General features: G+C 64.9%; 13 protein-coding genes and 1 riboswitch. Of the genes, 8 read left to right on the plus strand and 5 right to left on the minus strand.

Annotation, left to right across the window (positions count from 1 at the left end; translation table 11 throughout):
- Window positions 1-132: 132 nt before the first annotated feature.
- Together WMO64_RS05515 and WMO64_RS05520 are read left to right on the plus strand one after the other, a co-directional pair.
- Window positions 133-1,068, plus strand: coding sequence for a carbohydrate-binding domain-containing protein (locus WMO64_RS05515; RefSeq protein ID WP_349231287.1), 936 nt, complete (start codon window positions 133-135; stop codon window positions 1,066-1,068).
- A 20-nt stretch (window positions 1,069-1,088) separates the two neighbouring features.
- Window positions 1,089-1,778, plus strand: a complete 690-nt coding sequence (locus WMO64_RS05520) for a hypothetical protein (protein ID WP_349231288.1) — start codon at window positions 1,089-1,091, stop codon at window positions 1,776-1,778.
- A 44-nt stretch (window positions 1,779-1,822) separates the two neighbouring features.
- Here WMO64_RS05520 and WMO64_RS05525 read toward each other — a convergent pair whose 3' ends face one another.
- The 5 genes from WMO64_RS05525 to WMO64_RS05545 all read right to left on the minus strand — a co-directional run bounded on the left by WMO64_RS05525 (window position 1,823) and on the right by WMO64_RS05545 (window position 12,956).
- Complete coding sequence (locus WMO64_RS05525; protein WP_294519596.1) at window positions 1,823-3,406, minus strand: NAD(P)/FAD-dependent oxidoreductase; 1,584 nt, start codon at window positions 3,404-3,406, stop codon at window positions 1,823-1,825.
- A 122-nt stretch (window positions 3,407-3,528) separates the two neighbouring features.
- Entirely contained in the window at window positions 3,529-4,893 is a 1,365-nt protein-coding gene (gene purF, locus WMO64_RS05530) for an amidophosphoribosyltransferase (RefSeq protein WP_349231289.1), read from the minus strand.
- A 178-nt stretch (window positions 4,894-5,071) separates the two neighbouring features.
- Window positions 5,072-7,147, minus strand: coding sequence for a glutamine synthetase III family protein (locus tag WMO64_RS05535; protein WP_294519602.1), 2,076 nt, complete (start codon window positions 7,145-7,147; stop codon window positions 5,072-5,074).
- A 125-nt stretch (window positions 7,148-7,272) separates the two neighbouring features.
- Window positions 7,273-11,796: a glutamate synthase large subunit gene (gltB, locus tag WMO64_RS05540; protein ID WP_349231290.1), complete on the minus strand. Its 4,524-nt coding sequence runs from the start codon at window positions 11,794-11,796 to the stop codon at window positions 7,273-7,275.
- Between the two features lie 269 nt (window positions 11,797-12,065).
- Window positions 12,066-12,956 (minus strand): rhomboid family intramembrane serine protease, encoded by an 891-nt coding sequence (locus tag WMO64_RS05545; RefSeq protein WP_349231291.1) that lies wholly within the window; start codon window positions 12,954-12,956, stop codon window positions 12,066-12,068.
- Window positions 12,957-13,110: 154 nt separating this feature from the next.
- Here WMO64_RS05545 and WMO64_RS05550 point away from each other — a divergent pair, with 154 nt between their 5' ends.
- The 6 genes from WMO64_RS05550 (at window position 13,111) to WMO64_RS05575 (ending at window position 20,437) form a co-directional block, all read left to right on the plus strand.
- Window positions 13,111-14,355, plus strand: a complete 1,245-nt coding sequence (locus WMO64_RS05550; protein ID WP_349231292.1) for an adenosylhomocysteinase — start codon at window positions 13,111-13,113, stop codon at window positions 14,353-14,355.
- A 121-nt stretch (window positions 14,356-14,476) separates the two neighbouring features.
- Window positions 14,477-14,848, plus strand: a complete 372-nt coding sequence (locus WMO64_RS05555; RefSeq protein ID WP_349231293.1) for a PadR family transcriptional regulator — start codon at window positions 14,477-14,479, stop codon at window positions 14,846-14,848.
- Window positions 14,805-16,148, plus strand: a complete 1,344-nt coding sequence (locus WMO64_RS05560; protein WP_349231294.1) for a DUF2812 domain-containing protein — start codon at window positions 14,805-14,807, stop codon at window positions 16,146-16,148. The genes WMO64_RS05555 and WMO64_RS05560 overlap by 44 nt, the downstream gene beginning before the upstream one ends.
- A gap of 80 nt (window positions 16,149-16,228) precedes the next feature.
- A riboswitch (SAM riboswitch) is annotated at window positions 16,229-16,326 on the plus strand.
- Between the two features lie 89 nt (window positions 16,327-16,415).
- Window positions 16,416-17,597 carry a methionine adenosyltransferase gene (gene metK, locus WMO64_RS05565; protein WP_349231295.1) on the plus strand — a complete coding sequence of 394 codons (1,182 nt, stop codon included), beginning with the start codon at window positions 16,416-16,418 and terminating at the stop codon, window positions 17,595-17,597.
- 114 nt (window positions 17,598-17,711) lie between these two features.
- The gene (locus WMO64_RS05570; RefSeq protein ID WP_349231296.1) at window positions 17,712-18,815 is read left to right on the plus strand and encodes a glycosyltransferase family 4 protein; all 1,104 of its coding nucleotides are present in this window, start codon (window positions 17,712-17,714) and stop codon (window positions 18,813-18,815) included.
- Between the two features lie 47 nt (window positions 18,816-18,862).
- Window positions 18,863-20,437, plus strand: coding sequence for an O-antigen ligase family protein (locus WMO64_RS05575; protein ID WP_349231297.1), 1,575 nt, complete (start codon window positions 18,863-18,865; stop codon window positions 20,435-20,437).
- The last annotated feature ends 203 nt before the right edge of the window (window positions 20,438-20,640 follow it).

Below are 20,640 nucleotides of genomic sequence, written 5' to 3' on the forward strand. Positions count from 1 at the left end.
GCGGGATAAAAAATCTTTTTTCCGTTTATTTCGCAGACGGAAAGTTTACAGTCCGTTTACCGAAATTTCAGGTTGCTTTCAGCTTTGACTGCTATACTTGCTCCCATCCTGAGACAGAAAGGAACTTCAGTTATGCGGAACAAATGGATTCCCGCGGCTCTGATATTGGCGCTGCTGCTCTCCTGCGGCGGGTGCGCCGGACAGGAGGAGGCCCAGACCGCCCCACCGGAGGAGAGCACCCCGGCCGCTGCTCAGAACAGTGAGACGGGCGGGGCTGACGAGACCGCCGTGGTCCTCTCCGACGAGGGGATCACGGTGGACGGCCAGGCGGCCTCCACAGACCCGGCCTCGGCGGTCTATGTGGGAGCGGACATCGTCTACTATGAGGACGGCCACGACGAGACCTACGGCGAGGGCACTGCCGAGGAGGCCCACACCGCCGAGGAGGCGGCCGCCCACACAGTGGTCACCATCACCCAGCCCGGCACCTACCGCCTCTCCGGCACCCTCTCCGCCGGACAGGTAGCGGTGGATCTGGGGGAGGACGCGGAGGAGGACCCGGATGCAGTGGTCACCCTGATCCTGGACGGGGTGGACATCACCTGTACGGTGGCTCCGGCGGTCATCTTCTACAACGTCTATGAGTGCGGCAGCAAGGACACGGAGACCGCCTCTCCCACAGTGGACACCTCTGCCGCAGGCGCCAACGTGCTTCTGGCCGACGGTTCGGAGAACACGGTCACCGGTTCCCACGTGGCCCGGATCTACAAGGAGGGCACCGACAAAAAGCTGCACAAGTACGACGGCGCCTTTTACTCCAAGATGTCCATGAATGTGGACGGGGAGTCGGACGAGTCGGGCACCCTCAACATTATCGCCGACAACGAGGGCCTGGACAGCGAGCTCCACCTGACCATCAACGGCGGCAGCATCTTCATCACCGCCCAGAACGACGGCATCAACACCAATGAGGACGGCGTGTCCGTCACCACCATCAACGGCGGGCGGCTGTCCATCAACGCCGGCCGGGCGCGGAGGGAGACGGCATCGACTCCAACGGCTACCTGACCATCAACGGCGGCGAGGTGGTGACCGTGGCCAACGGCCAGTCCGGCGACGGCGGAATCGACTCGGACAGCGGGATCTACCTCAACGGAGGCAGCGTTCTGGCCCTGGGCAGCCGGAACGACGCGGCGGATACCGCCTCCGGCCAGGCCTACATGGAGATGTCCTTTGCCGGGGAACAGGCCGCCGGCAGCAATCTGGTCATCAAGGACAGCGAAGGCAACGAGCTGGTCAACTACACCGCCCAGCGGGTGTTCTCCTCCCTGACCTACACCGACGCTGCCCTGGCCGACGGGGCCACCTACTCCGTCTATGTGGACGGGGTGCAGCAGCAGTTCACCGGCCACAACTTCGGCATGATGGGCGGCGGCGGTCCCCAGGGCGGGCAGCCCCCTGAGGATATGGGGGAGCCGCCCGAGGGGATGGAGAATCCTCCTGAGAACATGGGAGAGCCCCCGGAGGGCATGGAAAATCCCCCTGAAGGCATGGGAGAGCCGCCCCAGGACGGCGAAATGCCGGAGGGAGAGCGGCCTGAACCGCCTGAGGGCGCCGGTGAGGACGGCCAGCAGCCGCCCCAGCCCACCGACGGCGGAGACCGCCAGCCGCCCCAGGGCGGCATGACGGCTGACGGGGAAGGAGAGGCGTCCACCGAGTTCACCCTCTCGGCGGACACCCACAGCTTTTCCGGCGTGAGTGACGCACAGAGTGAATAAGACAAAACAGCGCCTCCGGGTCCAAGCCCGGAGGCGCTTGCTGTTTACAGGGCCTGGGCGATGGCCTCGGCTACCCGGATGCCGTCCACGGCGGCGCTCATGATGCCGCCGGCGTACCCGGCCCCTTCGCCGCAGGGGTACAGCCCCCGGACAGGGGACTGGAAGGTGTCGTCCCGGAGCATGCGCACCGGGGAGGACGAGCGGGTCTCCACGCCGGTGAGCACCGCCTCGGGGGCGGCAAAGCCGTGGAGCTTCCGGTCAAAGAGGGGCAGAGCGGCCCGGAGGGTGCCGGTCACAAAGCCGGGCAGGCAGCGGTCCAGGTCGGCGGGGGTGACGCCGGGCCGGTAGGTGGGCACGATGCTGCCCAGCTTCCTGGAGGGAACTCCCGCCAGAAAGTCCTCCACGGTCTGGGCCGGGGCCCGGAAGTCCCCGCCGCCCAGCTGGAAGGCCGCCTCCTCCCACCTGGCCTGGAAGGCGGCGCCCGCCAGAGGGTGGTCGCTGCCGTAGTCGGCGGGGGAGACCCCCACCAGGAAGCCGCCGTTGATGAGGGCGCCGTCCCGGGCCCGGCAGCTCATGCCGTTGGTCACCAGCCGCCCCTGCTCCGACGCGGCGGCCACCACCGAGCCGCCGGGACACACGCAGAAGGTGAAGGCGCTGCGGCCGTCGGGCAGGTGGCAGGAGAGCTTGTAGTCCGCGGGAGGCAGCTGCTCCCAGGCGGGGCCGAACTGGGCCGCCGACACCGCCGCCTGGCTGTGCTCGATGCGCACGCCGATGGCAAAGGGCTTGGGGACCATGGGTACCCCGGCGTCCATCAGCATCTGGAAGGTGTCCCGGGCGGAGTGGCCGGGGGAGAGCACCAGGGCGTCGCAGGGCAGGTCGTATTGCCCGGTGGGGCCGTCCACCGTCAGGGAGGCCACCCGGCCATCCTTCAGCCCCAGACCGGCCAGCCTGTGGCCGAAGCGGACGTCGCACCCCAGGCGGATCAGCTCCAGGCGGATGGTTTTCACCACGTCCCGCAGCACGTCGGTGCCGATGTGGGGCTTGTGCTGGTAGAGGATGTCCTCCGGGGCGCCTGCCATCACCAGAGTGCGGAGCACGGTGGAGATGCGGCTGTCATGGGTGCCGGTGGTCAGCTTGCCGTCGGAGAAGGTGCCCGCGCCCCCCTCACCGAACTGGACGTTGGAGGCCGGGTCGAGCACGCCGGTGGACCAGAACCGCTCCACATCGGCGGTCCGCTCCTCCACCGGGCGGCCCCGCTCCAGCACGATGGAGGGGATGCCGTTGCGGGCCAGGTAGAAGGCGGCGAAGAGCCCGGCGGGGCCCATGCCCACCACCACCGGCGGCAGGGCGGAGGTGCGGCGCACCGGCGGGAAGGTATAGGGGACATTCTCGTGGAGGGAGACGTTTTTGTCCCGGCAGCGGGCCATGACCCCGGCCTCGTCGGCCACGGTCACGTCCACGGTGCAGACGTAGTGGACGTCGCTCTTTTTCCGGGCGTCGATGGACTGCCGGGCCAGAGAGAGACGGACGACGGCGTCGGGCTTTATACCCAGGATGCGGGCGGCCTTCTTTTTCAGCTGCTCCTCACCGCCGCCGATGGGCAGGGGGATGTTTTGGATTCGAATCATAGTACCTCCGTATGGAAGCGCCCGGACACCGGCCGGGCGCAATAAAAAATGGTATAATGGCTGGAACACAGCCATTATACCATTGCAGAAGGGCAGACACAACCCGCCGGAGTCTGGAGAACTCAGACGCAGACGGGGTAATTGTCGGTGAAGCAGCCGTCGCAGAAGCCGCAGTTGGCCTGGGGCGCGATCTTGTGCAGGCCCTCCAGACTGAGGAAGCCCAGGCTGTCGGCGCCGATCATCTCCTTGATCTCCTCCACCGAGTGGTGGCAGGCGATGAGGTTTTTCCGGTCGGGGATGTCGGTGCCGAAGTAGCAGGGGGCGATGAAGGGGGGCGCGGAGGAGCGCATGTGGACCGCCGTGGCCCCGGCCTCCCGCAGCAGGGAGACGATCTGCCGGGAGGTGGTGCCCCGGACGATGGAGTCGTCGATCATGACCACCCGCTTGCCCGCCACGCAGCTGGCCAGGGCGCCCAGCTTGATGCGCACCGCCTGCTCCCGGCTCTCCTGGCCGGGGGTGATGAAGGTGCGGCCGATGTACCGGTTTTTCACCAGTCCCACGCCGTAGGGGATGCCGGAGGCCTCGGCGTAGCCCATGGCGGCGTCCAGGCCGGAGTCGGGCACGCCGATGACCACGTCGGCCTCCGCCGGGTGCTCCTGGGCCAGCAGGCGGCCGGCGTTTCGCCGGGCCTCATGGACCGACTGGCCGCAGAGCACCGAGTCGGGCCGGGCGAAGTAGATGTACTCAAAGATGCACATGTGGCTGGAGGCGCCCACGCAGTTCTCCCGGATGGAGCGCACGCCGTCCTTGTCGGCCACCACGATCTCGCCCGGGTCCAGGTCCCGCTCGAACTTGGCGCCCACCGCGCTGAGGGCGCAGGTCTCGGAGGCGAAGATCACCGCGTCGCCCCGGCGGCCCATGCACAGGGGACGGAAGCCCCAGGGGTCCCGGGCGGCGATGAGCTTCTGGGGGGACATGACGATGAGGGAGAAGGCGCCCCGCAGGCCCTTCAGGGCCTGGCACACCGCCTCCTCGGCGGAGGCGCAGCGCAGCCGCTCCTGGGCGATGGCGTAGGCGATGAGCTCGGAGTCGGTGGTGGTCTGGAAGATGGCGCCCCGGTACTCAAAGGCGGTGCGCAGGTCGCCGGCGTTGACCAGGTTGCCGTTGTGGGCCACCGCCAGGGTGCCCTTGACGTACTTGAGGGTGAGGGGCTGGGCGTTCTCCCGGCGGCTGCCGCCGGTGGTGGCGTAGCGCACGTGGCCCACGGCCATGGTGCCGCCCAGCCGGTCCAGGATCTCCGGGGTGAATACCTCGCCCACCAGGCCCAGGTCCTTGTGGAAGGACATCTCCCGGTCCTGGATGGAGGCGATGCCACAGGACTCCTGCCCGCGGTGCTGGAGGGCGAAGAGCCCGTAGTAGGTGGTGCGTGCGCAGTCTCCGGCGGGGTCCAGCACGCCGAAGACGCCGCATTCTTCATGAATGGACACGAATATACTTCCTCTCTCAAAGGGATGGGGATGACGGTATGATTTGGCTCAAGACACGACGATTAGCCCTCTGACAGACTGTTTTTCCGGGAACCCCAATGGGGATCCCCGGAAAACAGCGCTGCCGAGAGGGCAAAGCCGGCCGCCGAAGCGGCTGAATATGTTCGGACGGGTCCGATTATACGTAGAACAGCAGGTCCCGGTAGGTGGGGAAGGGCCAGTGGGCGCGGTCCACGATCAGCTCCAGCTGGTCGGCGATGGCGCGGGCGGCCTCCATGGCGGGGAGGACGGTCTCGGCGCAGTAGCGGGCGCTCTCCTTGACACCGTCGGGCACAGCGGCCACGGTGGCCTCCAGGGCGTCGGTGCGGTCCATCAGGGCGCTGGTCTTGTTGGTGATGGAGCGGACCAGAGCGATCTCGCCCTCGGCGGAGACGCCCAGGGAGCTCTTTACCGCCGCGCCGTCGGCCACCTGGCCGGAGTAGGAGATGCAGGCGGGGATGATCTGCTTGCGCAGGATGTCCAGAGAGGTCTTGGCCTCGATGAGGATGGTCTTGGCGTACTCCTCCTGGGCGATCTCCTGACGGGAGTGGATCTCCTCCAGGGTGTAGATGCCCTGGGAGGTGAAGAGGGCCACGTTCTTCTCGTCGTCAAAGTGCTCCAGGGCCTCGGGGGTGTTGTGCAGGTTCATCAGGCCCCGGCGGGCGGCCTCCTCGGGCCAGTCGACGCCGTAGCCGTTGCCGTTGAAGAGGATGCGGCTGTGGGCGGAGAGCTCCCGGCGGACCAGGGCGGAGAGGGCGGCGTCAAAGTCCTCGGCCTTTTCCAGCTCGTCGGCGTAGAGCTGCAGGGACTCGGCCACCGCGCAGTTGAGCATCACGTTGGGGCAGGCGATGTTGAAGGAGGAGCCGGGCATACGGAACTCGAACTTGTTGCCGGTGAAGGCGAAGGGGGAGGTGCGGTTCCGGTCGGAGTTGTCCAGGGGGATGGGGGGCAGGGCGGTGACGCCGATGTCCATGCTGCCAGGGGCGGCGTCGCTGTGGCCCACGCCCTGGATGAGGGCGTCCACCACCTCGGACAGCTCATCGCCCACGTAGACGGACACGATGGCCGGAGGCGCCTCGTTGCCGCCCAGGCGGTGGTCGTTGCCCGCGCTGGCCACGGAGATACGCAGCAGATCCTGGTAATTATCCACGGCGCGGATGACGGCGGTCAGGAACAGAAGGAACTGGGCGTTGTCCATGGGGGTCTTGCCGGGGTCCAGCAGGTTCTCGCCGGTGTCGGTGGACAGGGCCCAGTTGTTGTGCTTGCCGGAGCCGTTGACGCCTTCAAAGGGCTTCTCATGGAGCAGGCAGACGAAGCCGTGGCGGTCGGCCACCTTCTTCATCACCTCCATGGTCAGCTGGTTCTGGTCGGTGGCCAGGTTGGCGGTGGTGAAGATGGGGGCCATCTCATGCTGGCTGGGGGCGACCTCGTTGTGCTCGGTCTTGGCGTAGATGCCCAGCTTCCACAGCTCCTCGTCCAGGTCGGCCATAAAGGCCTTGACGCGGGGCCGGATGGAGCCGAAGTAGTGGTCCTCCATCTCCTGGCCCTTGGGGGCGGGGGCGCCGAACAGGGTGCGGCCGGTGAGGATCAGGTCGGGGCGCTTGGCGTAGTCGGCCTTGTCGATGAGGAAGTACTCCTGCTCGGGGCCCACGGTGGCGGTGACCCGGCGGACCTCCTTGCCGAACAGGCGGAGCACCCGCACGGCCTCACGGCTGAGCACGTCCATGGAGCGGAGCAGGGGGGTCTTCTTGTCCAGAATCTCGCCCCGGTAGGAGCAGAAGGCGGTGGGGATGCACAGGGTGTCGTCCTTGATGAAGGCGTAGGAGGTGGGGTCCCAGGCGGTGTAGCCTCTGGCCTCAAAGGTGGCGCGCAGGCCGCCGGAGGGGAAGGAGGAGGCGTCGGGCTCGCCCTTGATCAGCTCCTTGCCGGAGAACTCCATGATGCCGGTGCCGTCCCCGCAGGGGGAGAGGAAGGCGTCGTGCTTCTCAGCGGTGACGCCGGTCATGGGCTGGAACCAGTGGGTGAAGTGGGTAGCGCCCTTCTCCACGGCCCAGTCCTTCATGGCGGAGGCCACCACGTCGGCCACCGCCGGGTCCAGGGCCTTGCCCTCCTTGATGGTGCGGCACAGGGCACGGTAGGCGTCCTTGGTCAGACGCTCTTTCATCACGGACTCGTTGAACACCATGCTGCCAAACAGCTCGGGAATCTTCTTCATAACGCTCACTCCTTGAATTGATACCTTGGAATTGTGCAGAAATTTATGTAAAAGGACGCTGCGGCAGGTGCCGCAGCGCCTTTGCTGCCATGTTATGGGGGGATGAAAGACTGGGGTACGGGCCGTCAATGGCCCATTCCGGCACCCTTGCCGGTGCTGGCGTAGAAGGCCTCCACCTCGGCCTCCTCCCTGGACAGTCCCTTCTCCTCGTACTGGGCAATGGTGTGGAGCATCCGGTCGTAGTCCCGGGGGAGAATCTTCTTGAACAGGGGGAGGTAGTGGTCGAAGTCGGCCAGAATGAGCTTGGCCTTGGGAGAACCGGTGGCCGCTGCGTGGGCCTGGATCAGGGAACGCAGCTCCTCGGCGTCGTGCCGTTCCTTTACCGGGTCCATGGACACCAGCTCTTTGTTGATGCGCAGGTACAGGTCCCGCTTCTCGTCCAGCACGTAGGCCACGCCGCCGCTCATACCGGCGGCGAAGTTCTTGCCAGTGGGGCCCAGGATGACCACACGGCCGCCGGTCATGTACTCGCAGCCGTGGTCTCCCACGCCTTCCACCACCGCGGTGGCGCCCGAGTTGCGCACGCAGAACCGCTCGCCGGCCACGCCGTTGAGGAAGGCCTTGCCGCTGGTGGCGCCGTACAGCGCCACATTGCCCACCAGAATGTTCTCCGACGGGTCGAACCGGCTGCCTCTGGGGGGATAGACCACCAGCTTGCCGCCGGACAGGCCCTTGCCTAGGTAGTCGTTGGCGTCGCCCTCCAGCTCCAGGGTCACGCCGGCGGGGAGGAACGCGCCGAAGGACTGGCCGCCGCCGCCGCTGCACCGGATGAGGAAGGTGTCCTCGGGGAGGCTGTTGCCGTGGAGCCGGGTGATGTCGGAGCCCAGGATGGTGCCCACGGCCCGGTCGGTGGAGGACACCGGCAGGGACAGCCGCATGGGCTTGCCCTGGTCCAGGGCCTCGCCCAGAGTGGGTTCCAGGATCTTCAGGTCCACGGTGTTCTCCAGGTGGAAGTCGTAGATATCCGCGGGGTTGAACCGCTGGCCCGGCTGGCCCGCATAGAGGTTGTGAAGGATGGCGGACAGGTCCACGGTGGCGGCCCGGGGGTTGGCCGCGGGGGTGCGGACGGCCAGCAGGTCGCTGCGGCCAACCAGCTCATCCACAGTGCGGACGCCCAGCTTTGCCATGTACTCCCGCAGCTCCTGGGCGATGAACCGCATAAAGTTCACCACATACTCGGCCTTGCCCTTGAACCGCTTGCGCAGCTCCGGGTTCTGGGTGGCCACGCCCACGGGGCAGGTGTCCAGGTTGCACACCCGCATCATCACGCAGCCCAGGGCCACCAGGGGGGCGGTGGCGAAGCCGAATTCCTCGGCGCCCAGCATACAGGCGATGGCCACGTCACGGCCGGACATGAGCTTGCCGTCCACCTCCAGCATGACCCGGGTGCGCAGGCCGTTCTGGATCAGGGTCTGGTGGGCCTCGGAGAGGCCCAGCTCCCAGGGCAGGCCCGCGTTGTGGATGGAGGTGCGGGCCGCGGCGCCGGTGCCGCCGTCATAGCCGGAGATGAGCACCACCTGGGCGCCGGCCTTGGCCACGCCGGCCGCCACGGTGCCCACGCCCGCCTCGCTGACCAGCTTCACCGAGATGCTGGCCTGGCGGTTGGCGCACTTCAGGTCGTAGATCAGCTGGGCCAGGTCCTCGATGGAGTAGATGTCGTGGTGGGGCGGGGGGGAGATCAGGGTGACGCCCGGGGTGGAGTGGCGGCACTTGGCGATCCAGGGGTACACCTTTCCGGCGGGCAGGTGTCCGCCCTCGCCGGGCTTGGCGCCCTGGGCCATTTTGATCTGGATCTCCTTGGCGCTGACCAGATACTCGCTGGTGACGCCGAACCGGCCGGAGGCCACCTGCTTGATGGCGGAGTTGCGCTCCGGGTCGCGGAGCCGGTCGGGCTCCTCGCCGCCCTCGCCGGAGTTGGACTTGCCGCCCAGCAGGTTCATGGCCCGGGCCAGGCACTCGTGGGCCTCCTGAGAGATGGAGCCGTAGCTCATGGCGCCGGTCTTGAACCGCTTGACGATGGAGTCCACACTCTCCACCTCGTCCAGGGGGAGGGGCTGGGCGGCGTATTGGAACTCCATCAGGCCCCGGAGTGTGTGGGGCCTGGTCTCGTCGTCCACCATGGCGGTGTACTGCTTGAAGACCTCGTAGTTGCCCTCATGGGTGGCCTGACGCAGCAGGCGGATGGTCTGGGGATTGAAGAGGTGGTCCTCGCCGTCTCCGGGGCGCTTGGGGGAGGCGGGCTCCTCCTCGGGGGGAGCCTCAAAGGCCTTGGAGTGGTTCCGGTCCACCATGGCGCCCATCTCCTCCAGCCCGATGCCGCCCACCCGGGAGACCGTGTTGGTGAAGTGGCGGTCGATGACGTCCTTCCGGATGCCCACCGCCTCAAAGATCTGGGCGGACTCATAGGACTGGAGGGTGGAGATGCCCATCTTGGCGGCGATCTTCACGATGCCGTGGAGCACGGCGGAGTTGTAGTCGGCCACGGCGGAGTGGAACTCCTTGTCCAGCTTGCCCGACTCGATGAGGTCCACGATGGTCTCCTCCACCAGGTAGGGGTTCACTGCCCGGGCGCCGTAGCCCAGCAGGGTGGCGAAGTGGTGGACGTCACGGGGCTCGCCGGTCTCCACCAGGATGGACACGGCGGTCCGCTTCTTGGTGCGGATCAGGTGCTGCTCGATGGAGGACACGGCCAGCAGGGAGGGGATGGCCACGTGGTTTTCGTCCACGCCCCGGTCGGACAGCACAATGACGTTGGCGCCCTCCCGCCAGGCCCGGTCCACCAACAGGGCCAGGTGGTCCAGAGCCTGCGCCAGGGAGGTGTTTTTATAGTAGAGCATGGACACGGTCTCCACCCGGAAGCCGGGCTGATCCATGGCCTTGATCTTCATCATATCGGTGGAGGTGAGGATGGGGTTGTGGATCTGGAGGACCCGGCAGTTGTCGGCGTTCTCCTGGAGCAGGTTGCCGTCGTCGCCCACATACACGGTGGTGTCGGTGACCACTTCCTCCCGGATGGCGTCGATGGGCGGGTTGGTCACCTGGGCGAAGAGCTGCTTGAAGTAGCTGAACAGGGGCTGGTCTTTGGGATCCAGCACAGCCAGGGGAATGTCCACGCCCATGGCGGCAGTGGGCTCCACCCCGGTCTCCGCCATGGGGAGGATGGTGCTGGTGATGTCCTCGTTGGTGTAGCCGAAGGCGGTGCGCAGCCGGACCAGGTCCTGGTGGCTGCGCCGCTCCACCCGGCGGTTGGGGATGGGCAGGTCCCGCAGGTGGATCAGGTTCCGGTCCAGCCACTCGCCGTAGGGCTGGCGGGCGGCATAGGTCTCCTTCAGCTCCTGGTCGGAGATGATGCGGCCCTGGACCGTGTCCACCAGCAGCATCCGTCCGGGCTGAAGCCGGTCCTTGCGGACGATCTCCATGTCGGGCAGATCCAGCACGCCCACCTCGGAGGAGAGGATGAGCCGTCCGTCGTCGGTCAGGTAGTAGCGGGAGGGCCGCAGGCCGTTCCGATCCAGCACCGCGCCCACCACATCGCCGTCGGAGAAGAGGATGGAGGCCGGGCCGTCCCAGGGCTCCATCAGAGTGGCGTAGTAGCGGTACAGGTCCCGGCGGGCCCGGGAGATGTTCCGGTCCTCACGCCAGGGCTCGGGGATGGCCACCATCACCGCCAGCGGCAGGTCCATGCCCGCCATCATCATAAACTCCAGTGTGTTGTCCAGCATGGAGGAGTCGGAGCCGGAGGCGTCGATCACCGGCAGCACCTTGTCCATGTCTCCGGCCAGCAGGGGGGTGTACATGGTCTCCTCCCGGGCTAGCATACGGTCGGCGTTGCCCCGGATGGTGTTGATCTCGCCGTTGTGGGCCATGAGCCGGTTGGGGTGGGCCCGCTCCCAGGAGGGGTTGGTATTGGTGGAGAAGCGGGAGTGGACGATGGCGATGGCGGACTCGTACTCCTCGCTCTGGAGGTCGGGGTAGAACCGGCGGAGCTGGTGGACCAGGAACATGCCCTTGTAGACGATGGTGCGGCTGGACAGGGAGGGCACGTAGGTGCTGCCGTTGGAGTGTTCGAACACCCGGCGCACCAGGTAGAGCTTCCGGTCGAAGGGAAGGCCGGTGGGCAGGTCGGCAGGCTTGCCGATAAAGGCCTGCTCGATATAGGGCATCTTGGCCAGGGCCTTCTGGCCCAGAATCTCGGGACAGACCGGCACTTTCCGCCAGCCCAGGAAGGTGAGCCCCTCGCGGGCGGTGAGCAGCTCAAACATCTTCTTGGCGCGGCGGCGGACGTTCTCGTCCTGGGGGAAGAAGAACATGCCTACGCCGTACTCTCTGGGGCCGGGGAGGAAGATGCCCACGTCCCGGGCGGCGTTGACGAAGAACCGGTGGGAGATCTGGAGCAGGATGCCCACGCCGTCGCCGGTCTCACCGGTGGCGTCCTTACCGGCCCGGTGCTCCAGCTTCTCGACGATCTTCAGCGCGTCGTCCACCGTCCGGTGGCTGGGCCGGCCGTGGATGTCCACTACAGTGCCGATGCCGCAGCTGTCATGTTCAAAAGAGGGGGAGGAGAGCCCCCGCTGTCGTTTGGTTTTCATCGTGGTTGCCCCTTTCCGGGCGGACCGGGGAGTATCCTCCGGCGCCGCGCAAGGCGTGTCCGGCCGGGCGGACCGATCACACCTGCCGCAATTGGCCGAAAATAGAAAAACGAAGATGCTCCGCCCATGGGGGTCGGAACACCTTCGTTCTCAACTGATAGCGTAAGTATAGGAGCTGAAAAGGCATTTGTCAAGAGGAAATTTTCGCAGGCCGGACATTTGTCCCGGAGAGAAGGAGCCGGAGGACAGCGCCTCCGGCTCCCGGTCGATCACTCAATATGGACATGGTTGTGGATATGCTCGGAGCAGTAGCAGTAGTAGCCGTTGCATTTGGAGCAGTAGCGGAACTCCTCGTCGGGGTAGTCGGTGTCGGTCTTGCCGCAGACAGCACACTTGTGGATATACCCCTTCTGCTGCTGGGCGTGGCGGGTGGCCTGCTTGAAGTTGATGGTCTGGCGGGAGGTCTGGTGCTTGGCCCGCCCAATGGTGCGGGTGAAGAACCCGGCGATGTCCGACCAGAAGAAGAGCAGGTAGTTGAGCATGGCCACCAGAGGCGGGATGACCATCACCAGCATGAAGGGCCCGTACATCACGGTGTACACCAGTCCCTTGCCGATGCCGAAGAGGAAGAGAGCCGCGTCAAACCAGGCCAGCCACTTGGCCTTTAGGGGGATGACAAAAAAGAGCAGGATGGTCAGATCGGGGAACAGGGTGGCCATGGAGAAGAAGAGGGACATGTTCAGATACTCCGCGCCGGCCAGGGTGGGGAGGGGAGTGGTGAAGCCGCCCAGGAACAGGGCCAGGATCAGCCCGGCCAGGATGTTCATCAGCACACCGGTGCCGTAGAACACGGTGAATTTGGTGGAGCCCCACTCCCGCTCCACCGCGCTGCCGATCCACCAGTACATGTACAACGAGAGGATAAACAGGAGGGGGTTGTCGTCCAGGGGGATAAAGATAAAGGTGATGAGCCGCCACACCTGGCCGTGGATAATGTAATAGGGACTGAAGGCCAGATAATTGGAGATGGGGAAGGGGCCGAACTGGTCCAGAACATAGACGATGGCGGTACCGATGACAATGTACATCATCAGGTTGGGGATGGCCAGCCTGGGATGCTTCCGGCAAAAGCGGTCAAACCAGCTGTCGATGGAGCGCAAGGCAAATCCTCCTAACAATCAGATTGTGTTGTGCATCATTCTACCCGCTTTTCTTAGTAAAGTAAATAAAAAATCTGTGAACATTCTTCCGCCCGGCGGAAAAGTATGTTAAACTGAAAAAAACGACAAAACACACCTTGAGGAGGCATACGCCATGAGCGTGGTAAGAGATATGTCCCTGGCCGAGTCCGGCCGCAGGAAGATTCAGTGGGTGCGGGACTTTATGCCCGCCCTCAGCGGGATCGAGGCCCGCTTTGAGAAGGAGAAGCCCTTTGCCGGGCTGCGGGTGACCGTGTCCGTCCACCTGGAGGCCAAGACCGCCAACCTGGGCCTGGTGCTGGCCAAGGGCGGCGCCCAGGTGCGGCTCACCGGCTCCAACCCCCTGTCCACCCAGGACGACGTGGCCGCCGGTCTTGCCAGTCTGGGGGTGGAGACCTTCGGCATCCACGGCGCCACGGCGGAGGAGTACGAGGACCATCTGGTCCAGGCCCTGTCCCACAAGCCCCACCTGATCGTGGACGACGGCGGCGACCTGGTCCACTTGCTGGGCGGCAAGCGCTCCGACCTGGCGGAAAACCTGATCGGCGGCTGCGAGGAGACCACCACCGGCATCCTGCGCCTGCGGGCCCGGGAGCGGGAGGGCATCCTGCCCTGTCCCATGATGGCGGTCAACGACGCCAAGGCCAAGCACTACTATGACAACAAGTACGGCACCGGCCAGTCCGTGTGGGACGCCATCATGCACACCACCAACCTGATCGTGGCGGGCAAGACCGTGGTGGTGGCCGGGTACGGCTGGTGCGGTAAGGGCGTGGCCATGCGGGCCAAGGGCATGGGCGCCGACGTGGTGGTCTGCGAGGTGGACCCCTTCAAGGCCCTGGACGCCACCATGCAGGGCTTCCGGGTGATGAAGATGGACGAGGCCGCCAGGATCGGCGACGTGTTCGTCACCGTCACCGGCTGCAAGGATGTGATCACCCCCGCCCACTTCGCCGTGATGAAGAACAACGCCCTGCTCACCAACGCCGGCCACTTTGACTGCGAGGTGGACGTGGCGGGGCTGGCCAAGATGGCGGTGAAGCGTGAGCTGCGCCGGGAGAACATCGAGGGCTTCACCCTGCCCGACGGCCGGGTGCTCAATGTCATCGGCGAGGGCCGCCTGGTGAACCTGGCCGCCGGAAACGGCCACCCCGCCGAGATCATGGACATGTCCTTTGCCGTCCAGGCCCTGGCGCTGGAGTGGCTGGCCAAGCATCGGGACAACCTGGAGAAGAAGGTCTATAACGTGCCCGACGAGATCGACGACCAGATTGGCCGGGTGAAGCTGGCCGCCCTGGGGCTGTCCATCGACACCCTGACCCCCGAGCAGGTGGAGTACCTCAACGGCTGGAAGGCCTGAACATTTTGTCTCCCCGCCGCCGGTTTTCCGGCGGCGGGGATTTTCTACTTGACAATATCGAACATCGATAATACAATGAGAGCGGGAAGAATAACGATATTCGATATAAGGAGGTGAGACCATGGCACGGGAAAAATTCCGCACCCTGACAGAGCAGATGTTCTATGTTCTGCTCAGTCTCCAGACCGAGTGCTGCGGCATGGATGTGATGGAGCGGGTGGCGGACATGACCCAGGGCCGGGTGGCGGTAGGGCCGGGCACCCTGTACAACCTGCTGGAGGAGTTCGCCAAGGCGGGCATGATCCGGGAGACCAAGGTGGAGGGACGCAGGCGGAGCTACCTGATCACCCCGGCGGGCCGGGCGGCGCTGGCGGCGGAATATGAGCGGCTGGAGCGCCAGGCGGCGGACTACCGGCAGTACCGGCTGAACGAGGGAGAGGAGGACGGCCATGGTGAGACGGAGATACTGGCCGGAGCAGTTCCTGTACTATGACGGCGAGGGCATTGCCCGGCATCTGGAGAAGATGGCGGCCAGGGGCTGGCGGCTGGAGAAGATCGGCGCTCTGTCCTGGCGCTATGGCCGGGCGGAGCCTGCCAAGGTGCACTGCGCCGTGACCTATTTCCCTGAAGCGTCGGAGTACAACCCCTATCCCACGGACAGCCAGGAGGAGTTTTACGACTACTGCCGGGAGGCGGGCTGGGAACTGGTGACCGAGTGGGACCAGATGCAGATTTTTTCCACCGAGCGGGTCCATCCCGTCCCCATCGAGACCGACGAGGCGGCCCGGGTACGGGTCATTCACAGGGCCATGCTGCGCAGGTTCCTGCCCGCCAACCTGCTGCTGTTTGCGCTGCTCGTGATTCAGTTGGGGATTTTCATCACAGGTGTTCTCCAAAATCCCGCCGCGAATCTGTCCAAACCATCCGTTCTGCTGATCACCCTGGCCCTGGCGCTGATGGGGCTGAGCGTGTTTCTGACTCTGACAGGCTACCTGGCGTGGTACGTTCGGGCCAGGAAGGCGGCCGAAACAGGGAAACGTCTGGCAGGTACGGAGCAGAGGTTCCGCACACTGACCGTGGCGGTGGCGGCTCTGGGCGTGCTGTCCGTCGTATTTGCGGCGCTGAGCACAGCGGGCTCCAGGGGCGGCCCGTGGTATGCCCTACTGGTGACCGTGGAGGCGGCCGCCTTCGTCGCTCTGGTGGCCGGTGTGAAGGCGTATATGAGGCGGCGGGGCGTGGAGCGCAAACAAAACCGGATCATCACTCTGGCTGTGGCCGCTGGGCTGAGCCTGCTGATGATCAACGTCATTCCAGGGGCGGTCATCGGGCCCCGGGCTGCGGAGCTGCACATCGTTGACCGGACCGTCCTTCCTCTGGCGCTGGAGGACCTGGGCATCCCGGAGGAGGAGGGGCTGGTCAGCACCTGGGAGAGCAGAAGCTCTCCGCTGGTGGCGTTCAGGGCGGGAGAACAGAGCGGCCCATATGACAGCGGTCTGCCCTGGCTGCGATATGAGGTATCCGACGTGAAGCTGCCCATGCTTTTCGATCTGTGCCTGGACGGCTATCTGGACCGCTACGACAATGAGTACGGCCGCCTTACAGGGGGACATTTCCGCCCCCTCAACGACCCGGCCTGGGACGCCGAGGTGTGGCAGGTGTGGGATGACGAGGGCCCCTGGCCCTACTATCTGGCGTGTAAAGACGGCCGGATTGTGTGGCTCATGACGGACGACTTCCTGACGCCGGAGCAGACAAAAACCGCCTCGGAAAAGCTCTTTGGTGGGACAATTTAGGGAAAGTGTGAATTTGGAGGCAAAAAAGCCGTTGACAAACGGGGGAAATCTGCTACAATACATTTCGCAAAAGTGAATACGCCTTATCAAGAGCGGTGGAGGGAACGGCCCGATGAAGCCCGGCAACCTGCGCATGTCGCAAGGTGCCAAATCCGGCGAGAGAATCGAAAGATGAGGATGGACTGACTCCATGCGCTCCGCCGGACAGCGGAGCGCTTTTTTGTCCCCGCCATCCCCGCGGCAAACACAGAAAGGAAGAATGTTACTATGGCACACCGTCTTTTCACCTCCGAGTCTGTTACGGAGGGACATCCCGATAAGATCTGCGACCAGATCTCCGATGCGGTTCTGGACGCTATCCTGGAGAAGGACCCCCAGGCCCGCGTGGCCTGTGAGACCACCGTCACCACCGGCATGGTCCACGTGATGGGCGAGATCTCCACCCACTGCTATGTGGACATCCCCCACATTGCCCGCCAGGTTATCCGGGAGATCGGCTATGACCGGGCCAAGTACGGCTTTGACTGCGACACCTGCGCGGTCCTCACCTCCATCGACGAGCAGTCCCCCGACATCGCCATGGGCGTGGACAAGTCCCTGGAGGCCAAAGAGGGCGGCGCCGACGCCGAGCTGGAGAACGGCGCCGGCGACCAGGGCATGATGTTCGGCTACGCCTGCGACGAGACCCCCGAGCTGATGCCTCTGGCCATCTCCCTGGCCCACAAGCTGGCTTACCGCCTGGCTCAGGTCCGTAAGCAGGGGCTGGTGGACTACCTGCGGCCCGACGGCAAGAGCCAGGTCACCGTGGAGTACGACGAGAACGGCGTGCCCGTCCGGGTTGACACCGTGGTCATCTCCACCCAGCACAGCGCCGACGCCACCCTGGAGCAGATCCGCAAGGACATGGTGGAGCTGGTCATCAAGCCCACCATCCCCGCCAATCTGCTGGACGAGAACACCAAGTACTTCGTCAATCCCACCGGCCGCTTCGTGGTGGGCGGTCCCCAGGGTGACTCCGGCCTGACCGGCCGCAAGATCATCGTGGATACCTACGGCGGCAGCGCCCCCCACGGCGGCGGCGCCTTCTCCGGCAAGGACCCCACCAAGGTGGACCGCTCCGCCGCCTACATGGCCCGCTACGTGGCCAAGAACATCGTGGCTGCCGGCCTGGCCAAGAAGTGCCAGATCGAGCTGGCCTACGCCATCGGCGTGGCTCACCCCGTGTCCGTCCTCATCGACACCTTCGGCACCGGCACCGTCTCCGACGAGGCCCTGTCCGCCGCTGTCAGCAAGGTCTTTGACCTGCGGCCCACCGCCATCATCCGCAAGCTGGACCTGCGCCGCCCCATCTACCGCCAGACCGCGGCCTACGGCCACTTCGGCCGCACCGACGTGGATCTGCCCTGGGAGCGCACCGACATGACCGAGGCCCTGAAGGCCGCGCTGTAAAACCCCCGGAACGGGAAGAAAAGCGTAGACAAAGGCAGAACTTTACGGTAAACTATAGGGGCAGACGCCATGCGTCTGCCCCTATCTCATGCTGAAAACAGGAGGCCGATTGACGTGCTGAATGTCCTCTATCTCCTCAACTTCGCCGGCAAGGCCGGGACGGAGCGGTACGTGGAGACCCTGGTGAAGTACCTCAACCACAAGCATATCCGGGCCTTTTTCGCCTATAATCAGGGGGGATTGCTGGTGGAGCGGATGGAGGAGGCGGGCGTCCCCATCCGGCAGATCGACATGAACAGCCGCTTTGACTTCAAGGCGGCCAAGCGCCTGGCCAGCCTGTGCCAGGAGTGGAACATCGACGTGATCCACTGCCACTACCTGCGGGAGCACTATATCGCCCTGCTGGCCAAGCGGTACAACAAGCACATCCGGGTGGTGTACACCAACCACTTTGTCCTGGCCAATAACGCTATTACCCGTCTGTCCAACAAGTGGATGGACAGGCGGCAGGACCAGATGATCGCCGTGTGCAATCTGGGCAAGCAGCAGCTCATCCGCAACGGCTGGAGCGCGGACCGGATCTCCGTCATCTTCAACGCGGTGGACCCCGCCGCCTGGGCCGGGGACCGGAGCGAGTCCACCCTGCGGCAGGAACTGGGCATTCCCGAGGACCGGTTCGTCATGCTGTGCGCCTCCCGGTTTGCCGACGACAAGGGCCACCACTACCTGCTGGAGTCGGTGAAGCGGCTCAAGGAGATCTCCGACGTGCCCTTCACCCTGGTTCTGGCGGGAGACGGCCCCCTGCTGGAGGAGCGGAAGGCCCAGGCCAGGGAGCTGGGGCTGGAGGACTGCGTCAAGTTCATCGGCTTCCGTAAGGACATCAAGAACCTGTACAAGGCCAGCGACCTGTATGTCAACTCCTCCCGGCACGAGGCCCTGTCCTTCCTCATCATCGAGGCCATGGCCGCCGGACTGCCCGTTGTGGTCACCGACATTGCCGGCAACCCGGACATCGTAAACGACCAGACCAACTGCGGCTTGCTGGCGGAGTACGACAACCCCGACTCCATGGCTGGCGCCCTCAAGCGGATGATGGAGGAGCCGGAGCTGCTGGCGCGCTGCCGTGCCAACGCCCTCAAGGCGGTGGACGACCGCTTTGAGGTCCACAAGATGGCGGAGGCCACCTTCCGTATCTACGAGAAGGCGGCTAAGAGGTAATCCCGCCGCCCTGTCACAACTTTTCCACAAGATTGGAGCCTATGTCTATGTCTGTCGCACAAAACAGTGCCCTGGTCCGCTTTTTTGCCGCCCTGTGGGCCGTCCTCAGTGACGGCTGGGCGGACAGCGTGCCGGGGAAGATCCTCCGGCGGATCGAGATTGCCGTCCGCCATGGCGTGGAGGGCAGCGCCCTGTGCCAGTTCGTCTGGCGGGACGGCCGCATCCCCGGCGGCTGGCCGGAGAGCCTGACCTGCCGCATCGTTACCTTTATTATCAACATCCCCTGCATGATCCTCCAGTGGCTGTACAAGATCTGGAAGAACATGTGGGACGGCAGCATCGCCTTCCGCATCGCCTCCGCCCTGGGCGGGGCCACCTTTGTGTTCCTGGGCCTGTCCATGCTGCTCATGCTGGTGGTGGACCACGACAACTGGAACAACGCCTACACCCTGCTTTGCATGTACGGCGTGATGATGCTCTTCCTGGCCGGGTGCATGGCTCGGCCCAAGCACCGGCTGGACCTGGACAAGATCGGTCCCTACTACACCCTGTTCATGGCCTTCGTGTGCTACGCCTTCCTCACCAGCCTGGGCACCGACTTCTCCTCCGGCCTGGTCAGCGGCGTTACCGGCAGCCTATCCTGGCGCTTCTTCGTCTTCCACGCCATTGCCTTCCTCATCACCGTTCTGACCGTGAGCTCGGTCCAGAAGGTGGAGCAGCTCCAGCTGGTGCTGGTGGTGTCCCTCTTCGGCCTGACTGTTGCCTCGATTTACGGCTGCTATCAGGGCTATATCGGCGTGGAGGTGGTGGCCTCCCAGCAGGACCTGATCCTCAACGCGGGCATGCCCGGCCGGGTCTACTCCTTCTTCGACAATCCCAATAACTACGCGGAAATTCTGGTCATGCTCATGCCCTTCCTGCTGGCCCTGTTCCTCAATGCCAGGGGCTGGCGGGGGAGAGTGCTGGCCGTGGTGGCGCTGGCCATCTGTGCGGCGGCCATCGGTCTGACCTACTCCCGCTCCGGCTGGATCGGTCTGGTCCTGGCTGTGGCGGTGTTCCTGGTGCTCCTGAACTGGCGCTTCCTGCCCCTCTTCATCGTGCTGGGCCTGCTGGCCCTGCCCTTCCTGCCCGAGAGCATCATGAACCGCATCCTCACCATCGGCAACATGAAGGACAGCTCCACCCGCTACCGCTTTGCCATCTATCAGGATGCGGCCTACCTCATTGAGGACTACGGCCTGCGGGGCGTGGGCCTGGGCACCGACGTGATGCGGCAGGTGTTCAAGGTGTACCCCACCATGTACGACGGCAACTACCCCATCCACACCCACAACAACTACCTCCAGATGTGGGGCGAGCTGGGCTTCTTCGGCGCCCTGACCTATGTGGCCATGGTGCTCCACCAGCTGAAGGTGGGCGTCAAGACCTACTACACCTGCACCGACCGCCGGATCAAGAACATCCTCTCCGCCGCTGTGGGCGCCTTCTTCGGCATCTCGGTCATCAGCGTGGCCGAGTACACCTGGTTCTATCCCCGCAATATGTTCGTCTACTTCTTCCTCTTCGGCGTCATCGCGGCCTGTGTCAAGCTCGCCCGCGCCAGACAGAGCGCCGAGGCATAAGGCATCATGACAAAACAAGCGCCCGGACGGCATCGTCCGGGCGCTTGTTTTGTCTCGGGACCGGCGGTCCATGGACAGAAAAATCCCCCGGGGACATGGTCGGGGGTCATAAGAAAGCAATATCGGTTTTCGCAGGAACGGCATGGCTTCGGTCATGCCGTTTCCTGTTTCATCAGCTCGTCCACGGGGATAAATCCCACAAG

Source organism: Pseudoflavonifractor intestinihominis (assembly GCF_040096055.1).
GTDB lineage: Bacteria > Bacillota > Clostridia > Oscillospirales > Oscillospiraceae > Pseudoflavonifractor > Pseudoflavonifractor intestinihominis.